The organism is Nitrosomonas sp. TNE100 (genome assembly GCF_055387135.1).
Genome location: NZ_AP040997.1, coordinates 2,063,395 through 2,083,680, shown reverse-complemented (window position 1 = coordinate 2,083,680; position 20,286 = coordinate 2,063,395). Strand labels below are relative to the sequence as shown.

At 48.7% G+C, this 20,286-nt stretch carries 19 protein-coding genes and 1 pseudogene; 10 read left to right on the top strand and 10 right to left on the bottom strand.

The window, feature by feature from the left end:
• Position 1: 1 nt before the first annotated feature.
• The 3 genes from ACZ5EJ_RS09940 (at position 2) to lpdA (ending at position 3,796) form a co-directional block, all read left to right on the top strand.
• Entirely contained in the window at positions 2-688 is a 687-nt protein-coding gene (locus ACZ5EJ_RS09940) for a tetratricopeptide repeat protein (RefSeq protein WP_011635124.1), read from the top strand.
• A gap of 65 nt (positions 689-753) precedes the next feature.
• Positions 754-2,022 (top strand): glutamate-5-semialdehyde dehydrogenase, encoded by a 1,269-nt coding sequence (locus ACZ5EJ_RS09935; protein WP_011635123.1) that lies wholly within the window; start codon positions 754-756, stop codon positions 2,020-2,022.
• Between the two features lie 4 nt (positions 2,023-2,026).
• Positions 2,027-3,796: a dihydrolipoyl dehydrogenase gene (lpdA, locus tag ACZ5EJ_RS09930; protein WP_074684933.1), complete on the top strand. Its 1,770-nt coding sequence runs from the start codon at positions 2,027-2,029 to the stop codon at positions 3,794-3,796.
• 66 nt (positions 3,797-3,862) lie between these two features.
• Here lpdA and ACZ5EJ_RS09925 read toward each other — a convergent pair whose 3' ends face one another.
• The 3 genes from ACZ5EJ_RS09925 to ACZ5EJ_RS09915 all read right to left on the bottom strand — a co-directional run bounded on the left by ACZ5EJ_RS09925 (position 3,863) and on the right by ACZ5EJ_RS09915 (position 5,811).
• On the bottom strand, positions 3,863-4,144 hold the full coding sequence (locus tag ACZ5EJ_RS09925; protein ID WP_464557012.1) for an outer membrane beta-barrel protein: 282 nt from the start codon (positions 4,142-4,144) through the stop codon (positions 3,863-3,865).
• Positions 4,138-5,043, bottom strand: coding sequence for an outer membrane beta-barrel protein (locus ACZ5EJ_RS09920; protein WP_464557011.1), 906 nt, complete (start codon positions 5,041-5,043; stop codon positions 4,138-4,140). Before ACZ5EJ_RS09920 ends, ACZ5EJ_RS09925 begins: the two co-directional genes overlap by 7 nt.
• Before the next feature lie 108 nt (positions 5,044-5,151).
• Positions 5,152-5,811: a helix-turn-helix transcriptional regulator gene (locus tag ACZ5EJ_RS09915; protein WP_011635120.1), complete on the bottom strand. Its 660-nt coding sequence runs from the start codon at positions 5,809-5,811 to the stop codon at positions 5,152-5,154.
• A gap of 115 nt (positions 5,812-5,926) precedes the next feature.
• Here ACZ5EJ_RS09915 and ACZ5EJ_RS09910 point away from each other — a divergent pair, with 115 nt between their 5' ends.
• Together ACZ5EJ_RS09910 and ACZ5EJ_RS09905 are read left to right on the top strand one after the other, a co-directional pair.
• The gene (locus tag ACZ5EJ_RS09910; protein ID WP_240142255.1) at positions 5,927-6,259 is read left to right on the top strand and encodes a hypothetical protein; all 333 of its coding nucleotides are present in this window, start codon (positions 5,927-5,929) and stop codon (positions 6,257-6,259) included.
• Between the two features lie 27 nt (positions 6,260-6,286).
• The gene (locus ACZ5EJ_RS09905) at positions 6,287-6,715 is read left to right on the top strand and encodes a DUF2231 domain-containing protein (protein ID WP_011635118.1); all 429 of its coding nucleotides are present in this window, start codon (positions 6,287-6,289) and stop codon (positions 6,713-6,715) included.
• Between the two features lie 34 nt (positions 6,716-6,749).
• Here the strand turns inward: ACZ5EJ_RS09905 and trpE are convergent, their stop codons facing one another.
• The 3 genes from trpE to rpe form a co-directional block, all read right to left on the bottom strand.
• Positions 6,750-8,237, bottom strand: coding sequence for an anthranilate synthase component I (gene trpE / locus ACZ5EJ_RS09900; protein ID WP_074455900.1), 1,488 nt, complete (start codon positions 8,235-8,237; stop codon positions 6,750-6,752).
• 109 nt (positions 8,238-8,346) lie between these two features.
• Positions 8,347-9,069 carry a phosphoglycolate phosphatase gene (locus ACZ5EJ_RS09895; protein WP_074455899.1) on the bottom strand — a complete coding sequence of 241 codons (723 nt, stop codon included), beginning with the start codon at positions 9,067-9,069 and terminating at the stop codon, positions 8,347-8,349.
• 14 nt (positions 9,070-9,083) lie between these two features.
• A complete protein-coding gene (rpe, locus tag ACZ5EJ_RS09890; protein WP_011635115.1) occupies positions 9,084-9,764 on the bottom strand; it encodes a ribulose-phosphate 3-epimerase in 681 nt (226 codons plus the stop codon).
• 171 nt (positions 9,765-9,935) lie between these two features.
• Here rpe and ACZ5EJ_RS09885 point away from each other — a divergent pair, with 171 nt between their 5' ends.
• Genes ACZ5EJ_RS09885 through ACZ5EJ_RS09875 form a run of 3 tightly spaced genes read left to right on the top strand, consistent with a single transcriptional unit; the run spans position 9,936 to position 12,126 of the window.
• Positions 9,936-11,264: an aminopeptidase P N-terminal domain-containing protein gene (locus tag ACZ5EJ_RS09885; protein ID WP_074455936.1), complete on the top strand. Its 1,329-nt coding sequence runs from the start codon at positions 9,936-9,938 to the stop codon at positions 11,262-11,264.
• Positions 11,240-11,584 (top strand): hypothetical protein, encoded by a 345-nt coding sequence (locus ACZ5EJ_RS09880; protein WP_011635113.1) that lies wholly within the window; start codon positions 11,240-11,242, stop codon positions 11,582-11,584. The genes ACZ5EJ_RS09885 and ACZ5EJ_RS09880 overlap by 25 nt, the downstream gene beginning before the upstream one ends.
• A gap of 11 nt (positions 11,585-11,595) precedes the next feature.
• Positions 11,596-12,126: a DUF3617 domain-containing protein gene (locus tag ACZ5EJ_RS09875; protein ID WP_074455935.1), complete on the top strand. Its 531-nt coding sequence runs from the start codon at positions 11,596-11,598 to the stop codon at positions 12,124-12,126.
• 17 nt (positions 12,127-12,143) lie between these two features.
• Here the strand turns inward: ACZ5EJ_RS09875 and ACZ5EJ_RS09870 are convergent, their stop codons facing one another.
• The 3 genes from ACZ5EJ_RS09870 to ACZ5EJ_RS09860 all read right to left on the bottom strand — a co-directional run bounded on the left by ACZ5EJ_RS09870 (position 12,144) and on the right by ACZ5EJ_RS09860 (position 15,998).
• Positions 12,144-14,441, bottom strand: coding sequence for a TonB-dependent receptor domain-containing protein (locus ACZ5EJ_RS09870; protein WP_074455898.1), 2,298 nt, complete (start codon positions 14,439-14,441; stop codon positions 12,144-12,146).
• A gap of 78 nt (positions 14,442-14,519) precedes the next feature.
• On the bottom strand, positions 14,520-15,482 hold the full coding sequence (locus ACZ5EJ_RS09865) for a FecR family protein (RefSeq protein ID WP_011635110.1): 963 nt from the start codon (positions 15,480-15,482) through the stop codon (positions 14,520-14,522).
• 6 nt (positions 15,483-15,488) lie between these two features.
• Entirely contained in the window at positions 15,489-15,998 is a 510-nt protein-coding gene (locus ACZ5EJ_RS09860; protein ID WP_074455897.1) for an RNA polymerase sigma factor, read from the bottom strand.
• Between the two features lie 246 nt (positions 15,999-16,244).
• On the opposite strand from ACZ5EJ_RS09860, the gene tal reads away from it, so the two are divergent.
• The gene (gene tal, locus ACZ5EJ_RS09855; protein ID WP_074455896.1) at positions 16,245-17,339 is read left to right on the top strand and encodes a transaldolase; all 1,095 of its coding nucleotides are present in this window, start codon (positions 16,245-16,247) and stop codon (positions 17,337-17,339) included.
• A 92-nt stretch (positions 17,340-17,431) separates the two neighbouring features.
• Positions 17,432-17,790: pseudogene (locus tag ACZ5EJ_RS09850) on the top strand (integrase core domain-containing protein); the annotation flags it as partial.
• A 97-nt stretch (positions 17,791-17,887) separates the two neighbouring features.
• Here ACZ5EJ_RS09850 and ACZ5EJ_RS09845 read toward each other — a convergent pair.
• Complete coding sequence (locus ACZ5EJ_RS09845; protein ID WP_074455894.1) at positions 17,888-20,263, bottom strand: phosphoketolase family protein; 2,376 nt, start codon at positions 20,261-20,263, stop codon at positions 17,888-17,890.
• Positions 20,264-20,286: the final 23 nt, after the last annotated feature.

Sequence of the window (20,286 nt, the reverse complement as noted above, 5' to 3'; positions counted from 1 at the left end):
TATGGGAAATCAGGAAGCTATGAAAATTTTGGCAGCTTTTATCGCCATGATGTTTTTTATTGCTTTACCCGTAGCGGTAGTAGCTAAAGGAAAAGTTTACTGTGGCGAATTAGAGATTGCCGGTGGCTATGGTCCGTTTGATTATATGAATCGGTTTCATCTTAAGGAAAAGTTGGATATTGTTGAAGCTTTTCACTTCACTTCTGATATGGAAAACCTAGTTCTTAATGGGAGAGGTATCAGGTGGCTTGGAGGAAGTCTAAATTATACGCTTCGTGCCTGGCCTAATCATCATCGTGCATTGGTGAGCCTAGTTAAACTTTCTATTAGGGAGAAGTCTACTCAAATTCCGGGTTTAACATGGCCGGTTGAGTGTTATTTTGATCGAGCGATTCGTATGAATACGAAGGATGCACAGGTTCGCTCGATTTACAGCGCATTTTTATCCCATCACAACAGAAATAGAGAAGCACTCGAACAGCTACAGGTGGCAGCCAGTCTGGAGCCAAACAATGCCACAATTCTTTATAACCTCGGGCTGATGTATTTTAAGCAAAAGAACTATGAAAAGGCCGGCCATTATGCTGAGCAGGCTTATGCACTTGATTATCCATTGCCGGGCCTTAGAAATAAATTGATTCACGTAGGAAAATGGCGGGGATCGACTGCCAAAGATTCCAGTAAATAATGATTCTGGAAAATTCCTGCCGATTCACCAGATTACCCTTGATAACCGATTGACTGACATTTCTCATGGAAAAAAACGAAAAAATACACGCTGATATGCAGGCTCTCGGGCGTGCGGCGTGTGCGGCAGCGCGGATAGTTGCAAAAGCAGATACCGCTACTAAAAATCATGCACTTGCTATGATGGCTCGTGCTATTCGTCGTGATGAGGCATTATTGCTAGCGGCTAATGCCAAAGATGTAGCGCAGGCCAGAAATAAAGGTTTGGAATCAGCCATGATTGATCGCCTGACATTGACTTCGAGAGGGGTTGTCAGTATGGCCACCGGTCTAGAACAGATTGCCACACTACCTGATCCGATTGGAGCGATGACAGATCTGGATTATCGTCCATCCGGTATTCAGGTAGGTAAAATGCGGGTGCCACTGGGGGTAATCGGTATTATTTATGAGGCACGCCCGAACGTGACGGCGGATGCTGCCGGTCTATGCTTGAAAGCGGGTAATGCAGCAATTTTGCGTGGGGGATCTGAGGCGATACAAAGTAATCAGGCCATTGCCATTTGCGTAAGAGAGGGACTTAGATCGGCGGGCCTGCCTGAACAGACTATGCAGGTGGTGGAGACGACAGATCGTGCGGCGGTGAGCGCGCTGATTACCATGAGTGAATATGTGGATGTGATTGTTCCACGAGGTGGTAAGGGGTTGATCGAACGGATTACTAATGAAGCGCGTGTTCCGGTTATCAAGCATCTGGATGGCGTGTGTCATGTATACGTTGATTTGTCAGCAGATCTGGAAAAAGCGGTGCGTGTTGCAGATAATGCTAAAACTCAGCGTTACGGCACATGCAACACCATGGAGACGTTACTGGTGCATACTGGGATTGCTGAACAATTTTTACCACGCATCTGCCAAATATTTTTGGAAAAAGAGGTGGAATTACGGGGGGATGAGGCAGCATGTGCACTTGTTTCCCGAATGAAACCGGCTGTGGAGGAAGACTGGTATGCTGAATATCTCGCGCCGATTCTGAGTGTTCGTATTGTGGCTGATATTGATGAGGCCATTACGCATATTGCCACCTATGGATCACAACATACCGATACTATCGTGACAGAAAATTATTCGCGTGCGCGACAATTTCTGCGTGAAGTAGATTCCAGTTCGGTCATGGTGAATGCTTCAACCCGTTTTGCTGACGGATTTGAATATGGTCTGGGAGCGGAAATTGGTATTTCTACAGATAAGTTGCACGCACGTGGCCCAGTGGGGCTGGAAGGACTGACCAGCCAGAAGTTTATCGTGCTGGGTGATGGCCATATCAGGGAATAAGAAGATGACACAATTTACAACAATAGTTTTGCCTGATATTGGCGATTTTAAGGATGTTCCAGTCATAGAAACTCTGGTTAAACCGGGGGATCGGGTAGAACAGGAAATGCCGCTGTTGGTACTCGAGACCGATAAAGCTTCGATAGAAGTTCCGGCGCCTCAGTCGGGCATCGTGAAAGAAATGCACGTCAAAGCCGGTGATAAGATTTCACAAGGATCGCTCATTGCCACGCTGGAAGTCAAGGACGCGGAGGCTGTGCCTTCAGCATCATCCTATGATGAGACTAAAGTTACCGATCAACCCGTTGTTGCAGGTGCAGGCAAAGTACCTTCCAGGATAGTGGTGCCGTCACCTGAAACTGCGCGTGGCAAGTTACGTGCTGAAGTGGTTGTGCTGGGTGCCGGTCCGGGAGGGTATACGGCAGCGTTTCGTGCGGCCGATTTGGGTAAACAAGTGGTGTTGATTGAGCGTTATTCCACATTGGGAGGGGTTTGTCTGAATGTGGGTTGCATTCCCTCCAAGGCACTGTTGCATGCTGCAAAAACGCTTACCGAAGCAAAAGAGGCGGATCAGTACGGTATTCATTTCGGAAGGCCGGAAATTGATATTGGCAAACTGTGTTCCTGGAAAGAATCGGTTGTGGGCAAGCTGACCAAGGGATTATCGATGCTGGCTAAGCAACGCAAGGTGACCGTTATTCATGGCGCCGGGAAGTTTGCCAATTCGCATCTAATTGAAGTTGAAACATCGGATGGGATCGAAACAGTTTCATTTGAGCATTGCATTATTGCGGCCGGATCCAGCGCTGCACGCATCCCGATATTACCGGATAACGAATGCATTATTGATTCGACCGGCGCACTGGCATTGACGGAGATCCCGCCGCGCATGCTTATTGTGGGAGGTGGAGTCATCGGGTTGGAGATGGCTACGGTCTATCATGCACTGGGTAGCAAAATCAGTATTGTGGAACAGATGGCGCAGCTTATTCCAGGCGCCGATGCTGATCTGGTTAAACCGCTTCATAAGAGACTGAAAGCTGGATGTGAGGCGATTTACCTCAATACCAGTGTCAGTCGGATTGAAGTGGACGGTAAGGAGGTGCAGGTGTTTTTTGAAGGCGAGCAGGCACCGGAGCCACAACGCTATGATCGAGTGTTGGTTGCGGTTGGGCGTCGACCTAACGGAAAGCTGATCAATGCTGAGGCAGCGGGTGTGAGCGTGGATGAGCACGGTTTCATCACGGTGGATAAGCAGATGCGAACCAATATTGCTCATATTTTTGCAATTGGCGATATTGTTGGAGATCCTATGCTGGCACACAAGGCCTCACATGAAGGCAAAATAGCAGCAGAAGTTATTGCCGGGCACAAGGTGGCATTCGATGCGCGCACCATTCCTTCGGTGGCCTATACCGATCCTGAAGTTGCCTGGATGGGACTGACAGAGACCGAAGCCGAAAAACAGGGTATTGCTTATGAGAAAGCAGTATTTCCCTGGGCAGCTAGTGGTCGTGCCATCACCCTGGCGCGTGATGAAGGCATGACCAAATTACTCTTTGACAAGACTACCCGAAGAATTCTTGGTGCAGGAATTGTGGGTGCTCATGCAGGGGAGTTGATCTCGGAAACAGTGCTGGCGCTGGAAATGGGGGCGGATATGCAGGATATCGGGCTGACTATCCATCCCCATCCCACTTTATCCGAAACCGTCCTTTTTTCCGCAGAACTGGCTGAGGGTACGATCACGGATCTCTACGTGCCGAAGAAGTGAATGTAGAGCAGTAACTGGCTGGCTGTTTTTTCTGTTTGGCCAGCCAGATAGAAAATATCCAGAGAATCAGAAATGCAGGATAGCACTGGCCGAGAGCAGTATCTGGTCGTTGTCTCTGCCATCCCTGAATACATGATGGCGAGTAGCCAAGTCGTAGCGAATTTCCGGGCGCAAAGTGATTCCGGGAACAGGTTTGTAGTTTAATCCTGCTGTAATACCGATGAAATCCTCATTATTGCCATCTCCCATTACGCGCGTTCCATTCTTGTCGTAAAACCATTCCACACGCAATCCTGCGCCGAGTTGCTTTGAAATGTCATACAAAAGATACTGGTTAATACCTACCATGCAGCAGAGGGAGTTTCAGTCGCCCTGGTCTCGATTGCAAAATCGTGCTGAAATACATAACGCAATTTTTCTAGGAGACGATGTTCCATCACTACACTGTACATGGTGCGATTGTGATTCTCATGCAAGCTACCGGTTCTTGTATCTCCGGTAATCAGTGAAACTGCAAGTGTGGTTCTTCCATCGTCGGTAGCATAATTTAATCCACCCATATAATTGGGGGTGTGTCGAGAAAGACTATCCCAGCCGGTAACGATCCCATTTTTGACGGTAAGATTAGAGTTGACCGGGTAGGAGAACAATATTCCCATGTGCGTAAAAGGTTCGCCATAACGCATGGCGTAGGCATGTGAGAAGAAAAAGTTACTGGATGACATCACGGATTCATAGCCGATAAGTGTATAAAAGTGGCCAATTGACAGCGTGACGCCATTCCCGATCGGAGCGAATAGGTTTGCGTACAACTGGGGAAATACCAATTGATGTTTAGGACTATCTCCAAAAATACTGGTGTCGAAGTTGGTGGTGGCCGAAAACTTTGCATCCGTACCATACAGAAGATCGGCACGCATACCGATATCCCAGGTATTTTTACTGGGATCAACTTCTTTTTCGATATAGGCATACAGCTGATGAAGCTTGAACTGGTTGGCGCCATCATTGAACGACACCGGATAGTTAGATTTATTACGCGGACCACGCGGATTACCACTGAAGCCGGTTTCCACCCATCCGCCAAATTTCAGTTTGATGGATGGAGTCGGTGTGATTTCATTGATGTTGTAACCAGTCAATGTTTTGATCAAACCATCTTCATTTGCATGAGCAAGGGAAATCGAGAGCAGGCTTGATGCGATGAATAATGAAGCGCCAATTCTTTTTAATTGCGATGAGGACATTTGGTTATTTCCGCTTGTTATTTTGCCGGATGTGAAGAGCCACTGTTGCTTATTCGCGTTGTGAATGAAGCTGAAAAATTATAACGCTGCTGTTTGGGGCCAGTGTGGCTATCGCGATCGCGATTCTTTTGTGCCGGTTATTTTGAAACGACAATGTTTACCGCCTCTCACAATACATTCCGTATGCTCGATATCAGCCTTCAATAGATGCTTCAAAAAACTAATATCAAGTTGGCAAAATTCACTGTGCTGCTGAGCGAGTTCCTGGTAAACACAGTTGTTCGCAACGATTTCTGCCTGATTTTCAGATAGCTGATGTAGCTTGGTGTCGTAACCAAGTTCACTCATGATGGTAACGGCTTCCTGCAGTCTGTCATTGTATGAGGAGTATTGCGTGATGCGATGCTCAAGCCCATTTGCCATTTCTTTTCCGAGCTCGGTCAGACACGTATCAAGCTCGCGTTCTCCCATGTTCTTATCTATCCAGGAAAGTAGCAGTTTTGCCAGAAATGAGTACCGTCGCTGGAAAAGTTCCAGGCCATTGGGTGTCAGCGTGTATACCTTGCCGGGTCTGCCGCCGGTACTTTCCTGCAAGGAACTTTGAATGAAACCACTGCCGCTTAGGTGAGTAAGGTGCTGATTGACGGCATTCCGGGAAATGGCCAGCAGACCGGATAATTCCTCTACGGTTAACCCTTTGCGATGATGCAGCAAGGTAGTGAGCAAAGACTGCTGGCGTTCTCCCAGCAACGATAAAGCAGATTTCATGATCAATTAAACATCATTTCAAGTTTTGACATATTTAAATTGCAAAAGTATTCTAGCGTGTAATATAGTAAAAACCCATTATTAAAAAGAGGAGGGAGTAAAGATGTCAATGACTATGATTGCAATTATAATTTTTGCGATTGCTGCTGTCGGAGGTTTGTTTCTGGCTTCAAAAGTGCTTTCCGGGCAGCTTGCGCCGTGGGCTGTTTCAATCGTGCATGCGCTGCTGGGTGCAGCCGGTCTGGTGACGCTGATACTGGTGGTGCTGGAGGGGTCGGGTGATAATCGTCTGACCGCTGCATTAGGTCTGCTGGTTGTGGCAGCATTGGGCGGGTTTTATCTTGCCTCAATTCACATGAAAGGTAATGTGGCATCTAAAAATATTGTTTTTATTCATGCGGGGATAGCCGTAGCAGGCTTTCTCACATTGTTGAGCGTATTGTTTTAACGTAACCCTGAAAAAGGAAACCTTGCTATGAGACACCCCGTTCATCCAATGTTGGTTCATTTTCCGATTGCAACCTGGTTTATATCAACGTTGTGTGATATTGCTAGTTTGTTTACGACAAATGAGCTGGTCAGCCGGATGGCCGGGGTGCTGCTCATTATTGGAACGATTAGTGCATTGTTTGCCATGGTGGCAGGATTGATGGAGCTTGCAAAAATTGATCAGCAAAGCCCTGCCATGAAAATTGCCAATCAGCATATGCTGTTGATGATGGCCAGCTGGTCGTTGTACACAGTTAGCCTGTTTCTGCGGTTGGACGGCACCCGGTTGGGACAACCGGGTCTGGCTGCTGTTGCCTTGTCGGTCTTAGGGTTGATCGTTCTCTGTATTGCTGGTTGGCTGGGAGGAAAGCTTGTTTACGAATACGGGGTAGGTACTCGTTCCAATCCGTCTTGAAGTAAAATTTCTTTGCCAGCAGATAAGAGAATATTCAGGTAATTGCACTGTCCAGTCCGTTTTCGGCAATCTCTGCTGCGCGTAATAATGCTTTGGCCTTGTTGCATGTTTCAATCCACTCATTCTGTGGAATAGAATCGGCGACAATGCCTGCACCTGCCTGCACATGCAACATACCATCCTTGATGATTCCGGTACGGATAGTGATAGCCAGATCCATATCACCGTTGAATCCGAGATAACCAACTGCACCGGCATAGATTCCACGTTTTGAGATTTCCAGCTCGTCGATGATTTCCATTGCTCTGACCTTAGGTGCCCCACTAACAGTGCCTGCCGGGAAAGTGGCGCGTAATACATCAATGGCGTTCAGATCCGGTTTGAGTTTCCCTTCGACATTGGAAACAATATGCATAACGTGCGAATAATATTCTATTTGCATGTTTTCAGTGACCTTGACACTGCCTGTCCGTGCAACCCGGCCGATATCGTTGCGCCCCAGATCCATCAGCATGATGTGTTCGGCTCGTTCTTTGGGGTCTGCCAGTAAATCTACTGCCAGCGCCTGATCTGCCTGAATATTCAATCCACGCGGCCGAGTGCCGGCAATCGGGCGGACGGTAACCGTATCCTTTTCCAGTCTGACCAGAATTTCTGGTGAGGCCCCCACGACGTGAAAGTCACCTAAATGATAATTGAACATGTAGGGTGATGGATTAAGGCTACGCAAGGCACGATACAACGCGAGTGGTGAAGCGGAATAGGGTTTACTAGTGCGTTGTGAGAGGACAACCTGCATGATGTCGCCTTCGACAATATAGCGTTTAGCCTTTTCCACAGCGGCAATAAAGTCAGCTTCGGAAAACTCATTAACAGCTATTCCGGAAGAGGTTGGTTTTTCGACTGGTACCGGCAGAGGCTCCCGCAGTTTATGTAATAATTTCTTGAGATGATCTTTCCCGGTCTGATAAGCATTTTCCAATGTTGGGTTGATGTAGATAATCAGATAAAGTTTGCCGGAAAGATTGTCCATAACGATCAGTTCTTCCGAGAGCAGTAGCAAAATATCCGGTGTCTGTAACGTATCTGGACGGGCACGACCAGACAGCCTGGGTTCAATGTAACGAACGGTGTCATAGGAAAAATAACCAGCCAGACCTCCGCCAAAACGAGGTAACTTGGCGTAAGGAGCAACTTTGAATCGATTTAGGAAAGAATCAATAAAACCAAGTACATCGGTTGTGTCTATTTTTTCTTCTATAGTATCGTTACTGATTATGCGAATATGGTTGGAGCAAGCTTCTAGCCTGGTTGTTGCGGGTAATCCAATAATCGAATAGCGTCCGAACCGTTCTCCTCCCAATATCGATTCCAGCAGGTAAGAATAGGGCTGATTGGCCAGTTTGAGATAAATGGAAAGGGGAGTGTCGAGATCGGCGAATGTCTCCAGCACCAAAGGTATGCGGTTATACCCTTGTGCTTTCAGATCGTTGAATTCACTTTCAGATATGCAATGATCCATGGAAGGCAGAGTGTTACTAAAATGGTAAAGTGATGGAATGAGGTTATACCGGCTGTTGCATGTTTATCACGGTGACAAGCCGGTATAGCTTTATGTGTTTCATTGCCAGTCAGGCATCGCGCTGGCAGGTAATCAGACTGTTTGCTTCAACGATCGAATTAACAACCGCGTCACAATCGAGTTTGTGCACATCATGCCCTTCATTGTATCCATAGGGTACACAGAAGATATGGCAGCCTGCCGCGCGTGCGGCAATAGCATCGTTGGATGAATCACCGATCAGCAGCGCTGCGTTGGGTAAAACACTAAAATGTTTGCAGGCATGCAGTAGTGGCAGCGGATCCGGCTTTCTTTTCGGGAGGCTGTCACCGGACAGTACCAGTTCAAAATAATCCCGCAGCCCGGTTTTGTGTAACAGCGGGAGTGTAAAGATTTCTGTTTTATTGGTAATGCAAATCAGGTGAAATCCACTCTGCTTGAGCTGTTCGAGTCCCTCGATGACGCCAGGATAGGGGCGTGTATACACATGCAAGTTCTCTGCGTAGCAACGTTCGTATATCGGCAATGCCTGCTCGAACAGTGCGGGATCCGGCTCATCATCCGGGCTGTTGGTAAGCGTGCGTTTAACCAGCTTGGGGACTCCTTTGCCAATAAAACTTTGTATGGTGGATAGCGGCAGTTCTGCCATGTGTAGCTCGCGCAGCATCGCATTGGCCGCTAGCGCGAGATCCTGGGCAGTGTCAAGCAGAGTGCCATCCAGATCAATGATGACAGCTTTAAGTGGAATCGGAAACGAGGTTCGATTGGACGGTTGTATGTTAGATTGGGTCATATGTTGGTTCCTGGTCAGGTAACTTTTGCTAATTCGGCCCGCATGGCAGCGATAACGCTATCGTAGCGATGAGGATCGCTGTCTTTACCTGCACTGTAAATGGCGGAGCCCGCAACAAACGTATCCGCACCAGCGCGAGCAATTTCTGCAATATTACTCACCTTCACGCCACCGTCAATTTCCAGCAGAATATCGCGACCGCTTGCATTGATGCGTTCTCTTGTCAGACGCAGTTTGTTCAGTGCCTCGGGAATAAAGGCCTGCCCGCCAAACCCGGGATTGACCGACATAATTAGGATCAGATCAAGTTTATCCAGAACATGATCAAGATACGAAAGCGGTGTGGCCGGATTGAAAACCATGCCTGCTTTGCATCCTTGCTCTTTGATGAGCCCGATGGTACGGTCAATATGCCGCGAAGCTTCCGGATGAAAGGAGATAATGTTGGCGCCCGCCTTGGCAAAATCCGGAATAATGCGATCAACTGGTTCAACCATCAGATGCACGTCGATAATTGCTTTGGTCAGAGGGCGGATCGCTTCGCATACCAGTGGCCCGATCGTCAGATTGGGAACGTAATGATTATCCATGACATCGAAGTGAATGATGTCCGCACCAGAATCCAGGACTTGTGTGACTTCTTCGCCTAGTCTGGCAAAATTGGCAGAAAGAATGCTAGGGGCAATGCGATACATGATTTGGCCTCATAAGGAAATGTTACATTTTAACCATAAAAAGAAACCGGGAGTTAATAATGCTTTTGTATCCATACGGGTTTTTCATATTATCGATGTCTGGAAGATACATGGTCGGTGGTCTGGCAAATTCCCGGCTGTTTTCTGAAACTATTACTGGAATCCGGTGACATGATTCCAGTCCAGACGTATATCGATCGCAGAAAACAACTGCTGTTGCACATTCAGCAAGGTGTTGCTGTAATTGCTACTTCACCAGAGAAATACCGTAACCGCGATACAAATTATCCCTATCGTTACGATAGCTACTTCTACTATTTAACTGGTTTCCAGGAGCCTGAAGCGGTTTTGTTATTGATTGCTACCGGGGATGAAAACACATCACAACAGATTTTATTTTGTCGGGACAAGGATAGTGAACATGAAATATGGAATGGGTTTCGTTATGGGCCGGATGCGGCACGAGAAGCATTTGGTTTTGACACGGCTTATCCCATTGCCCGACTGGATGAGCTTGCCGGTGAGCTGCTAGCGAATCAACCTGTGGTATTTCATGCATTCGGTCATGATGTTTCCTGGGATCAGCGTGTGATCGGGTGGATCAGCCGAGTGCGAGAACAGATCAGGAAAGGCATATCAGCACCGGCAGAAATACGAGATATCCGCCATTTACTTGATGAAATGCGCTTAGTCAAGGATGACCATGAACTGGTGGTGATGCGGGAAGCAGCCAGGATTTCAGCTGATGCACACAAGCGCGCCATGCAGGCGACTCGTCCCGGTAAGCATGAATATGAAATAGAAGCTGAACTGCTCTATGAATTTCGTCAGCAAGGTGCTCAGTCTCCCGCTTATACATCTATTGTGGCGGGCGGTGCGAATGCATGTGTATTGCACTATGTTCAGAATGATGCACGGCTGAAAGCAGGTGATCTGTTGTTGATTGACGCTGCCTGTGAATTGCATGGCTATGCAGCGGATATTACACGTACTTTTCCGATAAATGGTAGCTTTTCGGCTGCACAGAAAGATGTTTATCAGTTGGTACTTGCTGCCCAGCTGGCTGCCATTGATGCAGTTCGGCCGGGTAATAATTGGGATATGCCGCATCAGGCAGCTTTGCGGGTACTGGTACAAGGATTGATTGACTTGCGCTTATGCGAAGGTAGCCCGGATGCAGTGATGGAAACGGAATCCTACAAACGATTTTATATGCACCGGACTGGTCACTGGTTAGGGTTGGATGTACATGATGCGGGAGAATACAAGCAGGCCGGACAGTGGCGTACACTGGTTCCTGGGATGACGCTGACTGTAGAACCGGGTTGTTATATTCGCCCAGCCGAAGATATCCCGGAGCATTTCTGGAATATGGGTATAAGAATCGAGGATGATGTAGCTGTTACATCGACCGGGTATGAAGTGCTTACCCGGTCAGTGCCTAAAAGTGTGGTTGAAATAGAGGAGTGGATGCAATGCATGACGACTACAGAAAAATAATTATTAGAAGGATTATTCATCAGGGGCAAGCTGATCCGACAGGTGAATCACTGAATACATCACCGATTAACCGGTGGGCATTTTATCTGACGCTGATACCAGTAGTGATTGTGGTGGTAGTGTTGGGTGCGTTCTTCTTTTCGATTGTACTGGCGTTGTTTGCGGCTGTGGCAGCAGTAGTTAGTGCGAGATTGTGGTGGCTGCGGCGCAAACTCCGGCAATCAATGGCTGCTTCGGCTGAGCAGAGTAACGGGATAATCGAGGATGCTGAAATTATTGAAATCAGGGAAGATAATAAAAAGAACCGTGGGCATCATTGACTGATACCGCTATGTACAAGACTACATTCAAGGTTATATTGATTGTCCTGCTGTTAATGGTTAGCACGTTTGGTCGGGCTGAAACTACCATCCGGGCCGGGTTATGGGAAGTGACAACTCGATCAGATTTACTCGGGCTGGTTCAACATGTTCCATCCGAGCAGATGGAGCAAATTACCATGCTGGCCAAACAGTACGGAGTGAAAATTCCGCGGATCAAGGATGGTGCGGCTACTTCTCGGGTTTGTATTACGCCGGAGATGGCACAACAGGATATTCCCTCTAATTTTTATGAGAATCAGTCCGGATGCACGGTTGTCAATGCCAGTCGATCCGGGAATCGCTACCAAGTGGCACTCGTTTGCGATCATCCGCGCTTTAAAGGGAATGGCCATGCTGAAGGTGTTTTTTCTACACCTGAAAGTTTTACTGGGAGAACAGAATTCAATAGTACAGTGCAGGACATGCCGGTTTATGTATCTGCTGACACAACCGGTCGCTGGATTGGTGAGCAGTGTGAAGCTGTACAACCTGTACGATAGATTTGAAATTTTTGTTTTCACCAGTTGAACCGTATGCCACCGTAAATTGCCCGACCATAGCCGGAATTGAAGAGTGCGGAGGTGGCATCAGCCGTGCCGGAGGTGATCGTGGTTGAGATGTAGCGGGTATCAAGTAGATTACGTCCTTCGAGGTAACCGGACCATTTTTTACCTGGGTCATAGCTGATTCTGAAGTTTAGGAGCGCGTATGAGCCAATGGAGAGATTATTAGCATTATCAGCGTAGTAGGCTCGTGGCATCCATTCCACATTTGGACCGGCGTGGAATCCATTCGGATATTTGTAGAGCACTTCTGCGCGCAGGTAGTGGGGTGGTACGCCGGGTAGCTTGTTGTTTCCATAAAGGGTGTCATTGTCAAAAAAGAAATCGTTGTAGGTGTAGGCTATGTCGAGCCAGAGAAGATCTTTCCGGGCGGCGATTCCTTTGAGAAATGCGGCACCGAATCCCAGTTCGATCCCCTGATGTACGGTACGATCTGCATTGACTACCGTACATGGGCTGAACGGCGACGTTCTCAGGCATTGCAGCTCATTTCTGATATGGGCGCGATAGAAGGCGATATCCCATTTGAAATCGGCTCTGTGCCCGCGTGTTCCGATTTCATAGGTGGTAGCAGTCTGGGCATCGAGTTCCGAACTAGCGGGTGTCATAAAGGTGTTCGTGTCGAAAGTCGGTACTTCGGCACTGCGTGAGATATTGGCAAAGATCTGTACATCGGGAGCAATGTCCCACAACAATCCTCCTCTGGGGCTGAAGATGCTGTAAGCACGGCGGCCCGACTGATCGCCATCCGCCAGGAAACGGTCATTCCGGTCGCGAATCGCATGCAGGAACTGCCCGCCAGCAACCAGCGCGACATTCTGCAGGAAGTAGAAACTGTTTTCCACATAGATTGAATAGTTCTGTGATTTATCTACCGTGGACATGGCGAGTGCACTTTTCACCGCATCTCCCGGGTTGATATATTCTTTGTAGTTGATTTTGCCGTTATGAACGTTTGCACCCGCGACGAAGCGGTTGCGGAAGCCGGCGATCAGACGGTCATCGGTTGCACGCGCGAAGCCGCCGTAGTCATGGACATAGTAGTCCAGGTACCGGTAGATAGGATGATCCACATGGCGATGGTGGCCAAAGAGACCAAAGTCGACCGTGGTGGGGCCGAAGCGTAGCGTAGTCTTGTTGGCGAGCCGCACTGAGTCGATGTTGCGTTGCTGATCCTGCCGTACGAACTCGGGATCGGCGCTGCGTGGTGAGTCCAGCGCCATGCGCTTGGTCAGCTCGCCTGGTAAACGCTGGCGCCATGTATTTGCGTTCAGGTAAAAGCGTGTCTCGGCATCCGGTAAGAATCGATAACCGAAGTTGGCACTACCGAGTACCATATGGCCATTGCTGTGATCACGATAGCCATCCTCGCGCTGTGCCGATGCAGTGATGAAATAATCATGCGGGCCGTGGATTCCGCTCGTGCTCACCTGTCCTTTCATATAGCCGAAACTGCCTGTATCCACTCGCCCGCTGAACCGGGAAGCATCATACCCTGTCGGTGTGACGAGGTTGATTGCGCCACCGAGAGAGTTGGCTCCGTAACGCAGTGCATTGGCACCCTTGAACACTTCGACGTAGCGGTAAGCACCTGGATCGATTTCGAAGACATCGAACAGGCCGTCAGCAGTGTTGATCGGGATGCCGTCCATATACATATTGATGCCACGGTTGCCATAGTTGCGCGTTAATCCGGAGCCGCGGATCGATATCCGGTTATCGATATTCGATTTGGGTTGGGCGATGACACCGGGTATCCAGCCGACGATGTCCTTGATGGTTTGTGCCGGTGTACTTTTGAATCGGGCATCGGATATGACTTCGACGGCACCGGGTGTGTGCTGGATATTGGCCGTTGCCTGTGCGGTATTCGGAACGGTTAGTGAGGCTTCGTTACCGGTCGCGGATGAATCAGTGGTGATGGTGATTTCAGGTAAAACCGTATTGGCAGCAGCCTGGCTGATGACGACCATGCTGTTATCGACCATCTCGTACTTCAACCGGTTTTTATTCAGTACCTGGTTCAATGCTTCTGCCAGTGTGAAGTTGCCGTGTAGAGGTGGAGAAAGATGATTTCGGGTGATTTCATCCGCATAAATCAGCTTGATGCCAGTGATATTGGCCAGGTGATTCAGTGTGGAAGAAAGAGGCTGTGCAGGAAGATTGAAGGAATAGGTGATGTCATTTTGCGCATTGGCCGTATTCGCCCATAGCAGAAGCAGTAACGAAAATAATCCGGCAATAGATTTCATGGTGTTTTTCTCCAGTCAGGAAGGTATAAAGGTTTCTGATGTCCTGTCTGGTAAGACGTGAAAAACACGATGAACTGGTCACATTTTTTTATTTATCCGGTCGATCAGCAGGGTTTGCCCGTCCGGCAGTTTTTTTACCCTGACTGGTAAAGCCTTTTCCAGGCTGCTGAGGAAAAGTGGCAGATCACGGGTGCCGAATGTTCCGCTCAGCGTCTCATGTGCAATGGCGGGGTCAGTAAAAATGAAGTGTACCGGGTGATAGCGTTCCAGCTCGGTTGTGACTGCTGCCAGAGGAGTCTGGCGGAATATCAGCCGCCCGTGCTGCCAGGCTGCGATCTGTTCGGTATCGACCGGGCGGAGGACCGCATGATCACTGCGAGAGGAGTAGTATTGCTGATATCCTTCATCCAGACGTACGCCATCGATTTCCACCGCGCCTTCCAATACCGTGACTGAGATCTCATCCTGCTGTCTGTGTACGTTGAATTGGGTACCGATATCCTGGATTTGCAATTTGTCTGTATGCACGACAAAAGGACGCCAGGTTTCGTGTGCAACGTCAAAAACGGCTTCTCCCGCATCCAGCGTAATTTTGCGTTGCAGGTAAGAAATGCGGACGTGCAGACGGGTAGCCGTATTCATGTTGATACGGCTGCCATCCGCTAGGGAGATGAGACGCTGCTCTCCCAATCGGGTGGAATAAGTGACGGTTTCAGCGTTGTATTCCAGCCAGCTGATACTCATCAAAGCAGATGAAATCAGGAAGAACAGTGCCCAGCCGAATATGCCGGCCGGCTGGTGTTTGGGCCGGCGTCGTCTGGCTTCATGCAAACCGGGAATATCGGGTGTTTCTTTCAGTTTGTCTGTTTCAGACCATAAGCGCTCAGCATGCGTATAGGCTGCCTGATGAGCTTCATTTTTACAGAACCAGCGGTTGAATTTCCGCTTGTCTTCATCCGTACAGTGTTCAGACTGTAATAGAAAAAACCACTTCAGTGCCTGTTTGAGCAGCTGTTCGTCAGGAGGGCCGGAAGCGGACATATAGTATTACCGGTCGGTCATACGGTTCATGCTGCGGTGGCAACGCAACATAGCCTGTACCAGACGTCGTTGCACGGTTTTCTCGGAAATATTGAGACGGATGGAGATTTCACTGTAACTGAGCTCATCGATTTTACGCAGCAGAAAAACATCACGGCAACCTTGCGGCATAGAGGCGATCGTATCCAGTAATAGTCTGCATTGCTGCCGGAGACTCACGATTTCATGCGGCTGGAGCAGCGGGCAGGGCAGGGTTTCGTCGAGCAGCAGGTATTCTATTTTATTTAAAGGGTTACGCTGGTGATCCATCGCCAGGTTATGGCCGATCCGGAACAGATAAGCGGACAAACTCAATATATTCGATAAATCGCGGTGGCCCAGTAACCGGATATAGGCTTCCTGGGCGAGATCAGCTGCTGTTTCACGGCAACCGACCAGACAGGTGATGCGACTGATCAATTGTGACTGGTATTGTTTATAAAGTGCTGTAAATACGGGGGAATCCGATGAAGACATGATGCAGTAGCGAAAAGAGTCATAATAACCATTGTTTGTCCGGATCAAATTATCCGGACAAAAGCAGGAAATGAGAATGCGACAAATTGTCGCAGGAAGAGGTAGCCGAGCGATTGTTGGCGCCGGGTTGCCGATGCGGCAACATCATTCAAAGGTCGTCAGCCATAGCGATTTTATCTGATGCACGTATACTGGGTATTGCCGGCGCGCAGTTATCGGTCCGGCGATTTTCCAAGGAGCAGAATTATGAAAGCGACACAACTTTTGCATAATCTCGGCCAGAGTCTCTGGCTCGATAACATTACACGTGATTTATTAATTAATGGCACACTCAAACGTTATATCAATGAGCTGTCAGTAACAGGGTTAACCTCGAACCCGACAATTTTTAACCATGCGATCAAGCATAGCGATGCTTATGATGCTTCCATCCGTGCTGATCTGGCACAAGGAAAATCGGGTGAGGTAATTTTTTTCGATCTGGCGCTAGAGGATCTTACTCAGGCTGCTGATTTATTTCGTCCGATTTATGACCGTACCAATGGCATTGATGGTTGGGTATCGTTAGAAGTATCTCCTCTATTGGCATACGATACCGCCAGTACCATTGCAGCTGTAAGGGATTTGCATAGTCAGGTGGAGCGGCCGAATCTTCTGATCAAGATTCCAGGAACCAGGGAAGGTTTGCCTGCCATTGAAGAAGCAATTTTTTCCGGAATTCCGATCAATGTGACTTTATTATTCAGCCGTGAGCAGTATGTGGCGGCAGCCGAGGCTTATCTGCGTGGAATTGAGCGGCGTATCGAAGCTGGACTGAATCCTGATGTGATCTCCGTTGCATCCCTGTTTATCAGCCGGTGGGATGCGGCAGTGGCTGGCAAGGTTCCAGAAGCATTACAGAACAAACTAGGTATTGCCATTGCTCATCGCACCTATAAAGCGGTATGCGAACAGCTTGGCTCCGCCCGCTGGTTGCGTATCTACAATGCGGGTGCACGGCCGCAGCGTTTATTGTGGGCTAGTACAGGTACCAAGGATCCCAAGGCTTCTGATGTGCTTTACGTGACAGCGCTTGTTGCACCTTTTACAATTAACACCATGCCTGAGAAGACTTTGAGTGCGCTGGTAGATCATGGTGATTTGAGTGGTGGAACTATGCCTGTTGATGGCGGTGACAGTGAAGCCGTTCTGCAACAATTTGCTGGAGCAGGGATTGATATTGATGCTCTTGCTGCCAGGCTGCAGGAAGAGGGAGCCAAAAAATTTGTAGATTCCTGGCGCGATCTGATGGAGGTAATTGCCTCGAAGTGCATGATGATACAGAAGGAAAAAGCAGATTAGGGTGACAGGAAGCAAGAAGACAGTTACTGCATCAGAGAACGGCTACAGGGTATTTGTCGACGTGAGAACAACCAGTCAGATCAGGATTCCCGTATTCTGACAGACTGTTCGCCAGCCATGAACGCAACCCCAGTGACAATCATCAGTTTGGCCAACTGTGCCAGGAACTCGGTATCGAACATCACCTGACCCGGAGGCCACGCACTGCGCAAACCAATGGAATGGTCGAACGTTTCAACAGACATATTACTGACGTACTCAAAATATATCGATTCAATAGCGCTGAAGATCTGGAACAGACCCTGATACGTTATGCCAGCCTGTAAACCCGCAACTACCGCTGTCTGCCCTCAAGAGTAAAACTCCAATGCAGGCCATGGGAGAATGGTATAAAACTCATTCCCACCTCTTTCATAAAAAACCATACAACCATCTGGGACGCGACCTTTAGTCCCACGAATGCTGGTGTAAGATATCCTCGCTTATCGTGGGACTAAACAGCTATAGACAACATAAAACAAATCCAGTTGATGGTTATATTATTGATATCACGATAGTGTCGTCCATTTCCAATCTCTGATTTCCGGCATATCTTCACCGTGGCGGTTGATATATTCGCGGTGCTCGATCAGTTTGTCACGCATAATTTGTCTGAGATAGGCTGCGTTATAACCCAGATGGGAAACGCGGTCGATGACGTCATCAACCAGATGGAAGCGATCCATGTCATTAAGTACCACCATATCGAACGGTGTGGTAGTAGTGCCTTCTTCCTTATAGCCGCGCACATGCAAATTATGGTGGTTGGTACGACGGTAGGTTAGGCGGTGAATTAGCCAAGGGTAGCCGTGATAGGCAAAAATGATAGGTTTGTCTGTGGTGAACAAGGTGTCGAATTCCCGGTCAGATAGACCTTTCGGATGTTCCAGGTGATGCTGCAGAGTCATCAGATCAACGACGTTGATCACCCGGATACGCAGGTCAGGCAGGTGTTCATGTAGAATGCTCACAGCAGCTAGGGCCTCAATAGTTGGAACATCTCCGGCGCAGGCAATGACGACATCAGGCTCGCCGTCCTGGTCGTTACTGGCCCATCCCCATATGCCGATACCGGCCGTGCAATGCTTGATCGCGGCATCCATATCCAACCACTGCAGTTGTGGCTGCTTCCCGGCAACGATGACATTAACGAAATTACTGCTGCGCAGACATTTGTCTGTGACATACAATAGACAGTTAGCATCAGGCGGTAGATAAATACGGATGGTGTCGGCTTTTTTGTTGATCACATGATCAATGAAACCAGGATCTTGATGGGAAAATCCGTTATGATCCTGACGCCAGACGTGGGAAGTCAGCAAATAATTGAGTGAGGCGATGGGTCTGCGCCATGGGATTTCCTTGCTGATTTTTAGCCATTTGGCATGCTGGTTGAACATCGAATCGATGATGTGAATGAATGCTTCATAGCAGGAAAAAAGACCATGCCGCCCAGTCAGTAGATAGCCTTCCAGCCATCCTTGACAAAGGTGTTCACTGAGAATTTCCATTACTCGGCCATCTGGCGCCAAGTGTTCATCCTCAGCTAAAGTTTCGGCCAACCATGTTTTGGGTGTGACCTCATACAGGTTTCCCAATCGGTTGGAAGCTGTTTCATCCGGCCCAAATACCCGAAAGTTACAGCTTCTTAGATTCAGGCGCATGATGTCTCTCAGGAAGCTGCCCATGACCCGGGTCGCTTCAGCTTCAATCTGGCCGGGTTGTGCAACCTCAACCGCGTATTCCCGGAAATCTGGCATATGCAGTGGTTCTTTCAGTAATCCACCATTAGCATGCGGGTTGGCACCCATTCTCCGATTACCAAGCGGTGCCAATGCCTGGAGTGGTTCAATCAGCCGTCCGTGAGTATCGAACAGCTCCTCTGGACGGTAGCTTTTGAGCCAAGCTTCAAGTTGCTGGAGATGTTCCGGTTTTTTTGCCAGCTCTGAGAGGGGTACTTGATGGGAACGCCAGGAGCCTTCTATTTTCAGGCCATCGACTGTTTTGGGTCCAGTCCATCCCTTCGGGGTGCGCAGGATGATCATGGGCCAGCGGGGATACTGGGTTACGCCCTCGAGTCGGGCTTGGGCCTGGATCGATCTGATTTCAGTCAATACCTGATCTAGTGTACTGGCCATGAGCTGATGCATGGCCAGTGGATCTTCTCCTTCAACGATGTATGGCCGATAGCCGTGGCCATAGAACAGCTGATTCAGTTCTTCACGGCTAATACGTGCCAGAATGGTGGGGTTAGCAATTTTATAGCCGTTCAGATGTAAGATCGGCAGCACTACACCATCTTGAGCTGGGTTAAGAAATTTGTTGGAATGCCAGGCAGCTGCCAATGGCCCGGTTTCTGCTTCTCCATCACCTACGACACAGGCTGCGATCAGACCCGGATTGTCGAACACCGCACCGAAGGCATGGGAAAGTGAATAACCGAGCTCCCCCCCTTCATTGATGGAACCAGGGATTTCTGGCGTGGCATGACTGCCAATTCCGCCTGGAAAGGAAAATTGGCGGAACAGATGCTTTATCCCCTGGATATCCTGCGAAATATCAGGATAATATTCAGAGTAAGTGCCTTCCAAATAAGTGTTGGCAGCCAGCGCAGGCCCGCCGTGGCCGGGACCAGCTATGTAGATCATATTCAGATCATCACGTAGGATGACGCGATTGAGATGGGCATAGATGAAATTGAGTCCAGGTGTCGTTCCCCAATGTCCTAGCAAACGGGGCTTGATGTGTTGCAATGTCAGCGGAGCTTGCAGCAAGGGGTTGTCGAGCAAGTAGATCTGGCCGACTGAAAGGTAGTTGGCGGCACGCCAATAAGCGTCTATTTTTTGCAGTACATCCGGCGTGAGAGATTGTGGGGTCTGAGTCATGTTGAATACCTCATTAAGGTCAG

What these genes read in the sequence shown, in the direction of transcription:
- ACZ5EJ_RS09940 (WP_011635124.1), top strand. Translation starts at nt 2, where the DNA reads ATGGGAAATCAGGAAGCTATGAAAATTTTGGCAGCTTTTATCGCCATG.
- ACZ5EJ_RS09935 (WP_011635123.1), top strand. Translation starts at nt 754, where the DNA reads ATGGAAAAAAACGAAAAAATACACGCTGATATGCAGGCTCTCGGGCGT.
- lpdA (WP_074684933.1), top strand. Translation starts at nt 2,027, where the DNA reads ATGACACAATTTACAACAATAGTTTTGCCTGATATTGGCGATTTTAAG.
- ACZ5EJ_RS09925 (WP_464557012.1), bottom strand. Translation starts at nt 4,144, where the DNA reads ATGGTAGGTATTAACCAGTATCTTTTGTATGACATTTCAAAGCAACTC.
- ACZ5EJ_RS09920 (WP_464557011.1), bottom strand. Translation starts at nt 5,043, where the DNA reads ATGTCCTCATCGCAATTAAAAAGAATTGGCGCTTCATTATTCATCGCA.
- ACZ5EJ_RS09915 (WP_011635120.1), bottom strand. Translation starts at nt 5,811, where the DNA reads ATGAAATCTGCTTTATCGTTGCTGGGAGAACGCCAGCAGTCTTTGCTC.
- ACZ5EJ_RS09910 (WP_240142255.1), top strand. Translation starts at nt 5,927, where the DNA reads ATGATTGCAATTATAATTTTTGCGATTGCTGCTGTCGGAGGTTTGTTT.
- ACZ5EJ_RS09905 (WP_011635118.1), top strand. Translation starts at nt 6,287, where the DNA reads ATGAGACACCCCGTTCATCCAATGTTGGTTCATTTTCCGATTGCAACC.
- trpE (WP_074455900.1), bottom strand. Translation starts at nt 8,237, where the DNA reads ATGGATCATTGCATATCTGAAAGTGAATTCAACGATCTGAAAGCACAA.
- ACZ5EJ_RS09895 (WP_074455899.1), bottom strand. Translation starts at nt 9,069, where the DNA reads ATGACCCAATCTAACATACAACCGTCCAATCGAACCTCGTTTCCGATT.
- rpe (WP_011635115.1), bottom strand. Translation starts at nt 9,764, where the DNA reads ATGTATCGCATTGCCCCTAGCATTCTTTCTGCCAATTTTGCCAGACTA.
- ACZ5EJ_RS09885 (WP_074455936.1), top strand. Translation starts at nt 9,936, where the DNA reads ATGATTCCAGTCCAGACGTATATCGATCGCAGAAAACAACTGCTGTTG.
- ACZ5EJ_RS09880 (WP_011635113.1), top strand. Translation starts at nt 11,240, where the DNA reads ATGCATGACGACTACAGAAAAATAATTATTAGAAGGATTATTCATCAG.
- ACZ5EJ_RS09875 (WP_074455935.1), top strand. Translation starts at nt 11,596, where the DNA reads ATGTACAAGACTACATTCAAGGTTATATTGATTGTCCTGCTGTTAATG.
- ACZ5EJ_RS09870 (WP_074455898.1), bottom strand. Translation starts at nt 14,441, where the DNA reads ATGAAATCTATTGCCGGATTATTTTCGTTACTGCTTCTGCTATGGGCG.
- ACZ5EJ_RS09865 (WP_011635110.1), bottom strand. Translation starts at nt 15,482, where the DNA reads ATGTCCGCTTCCGGCCCTCCTGACGAACAGCTGCTCAAACAGGCACTG.
- ACZ5EJ_RS09860 (WP_074455897.1), bottom strand. Translation starts at nt 15,998, where the DNA reads ATGTCTTCATCGGATTCCCCCGTATTTACAGCACTTTATAAACAATAC.
- tal (WP_074455896.1), top strand. Translation starts at nt 16,245, where the DNA reads ATGAAAGCGACACAACTTTTGCATAATCTCGGCCAGAGTCTCTGGCTC.
- ACZ5EJ_RS09845 (WP_074455894.1), bottom strand. Translation starts at nt 20,263, where the DNA reads ATGACTCAGACCCCACAATCTCTCACGCCGGATGTACTGCAAAAAATA.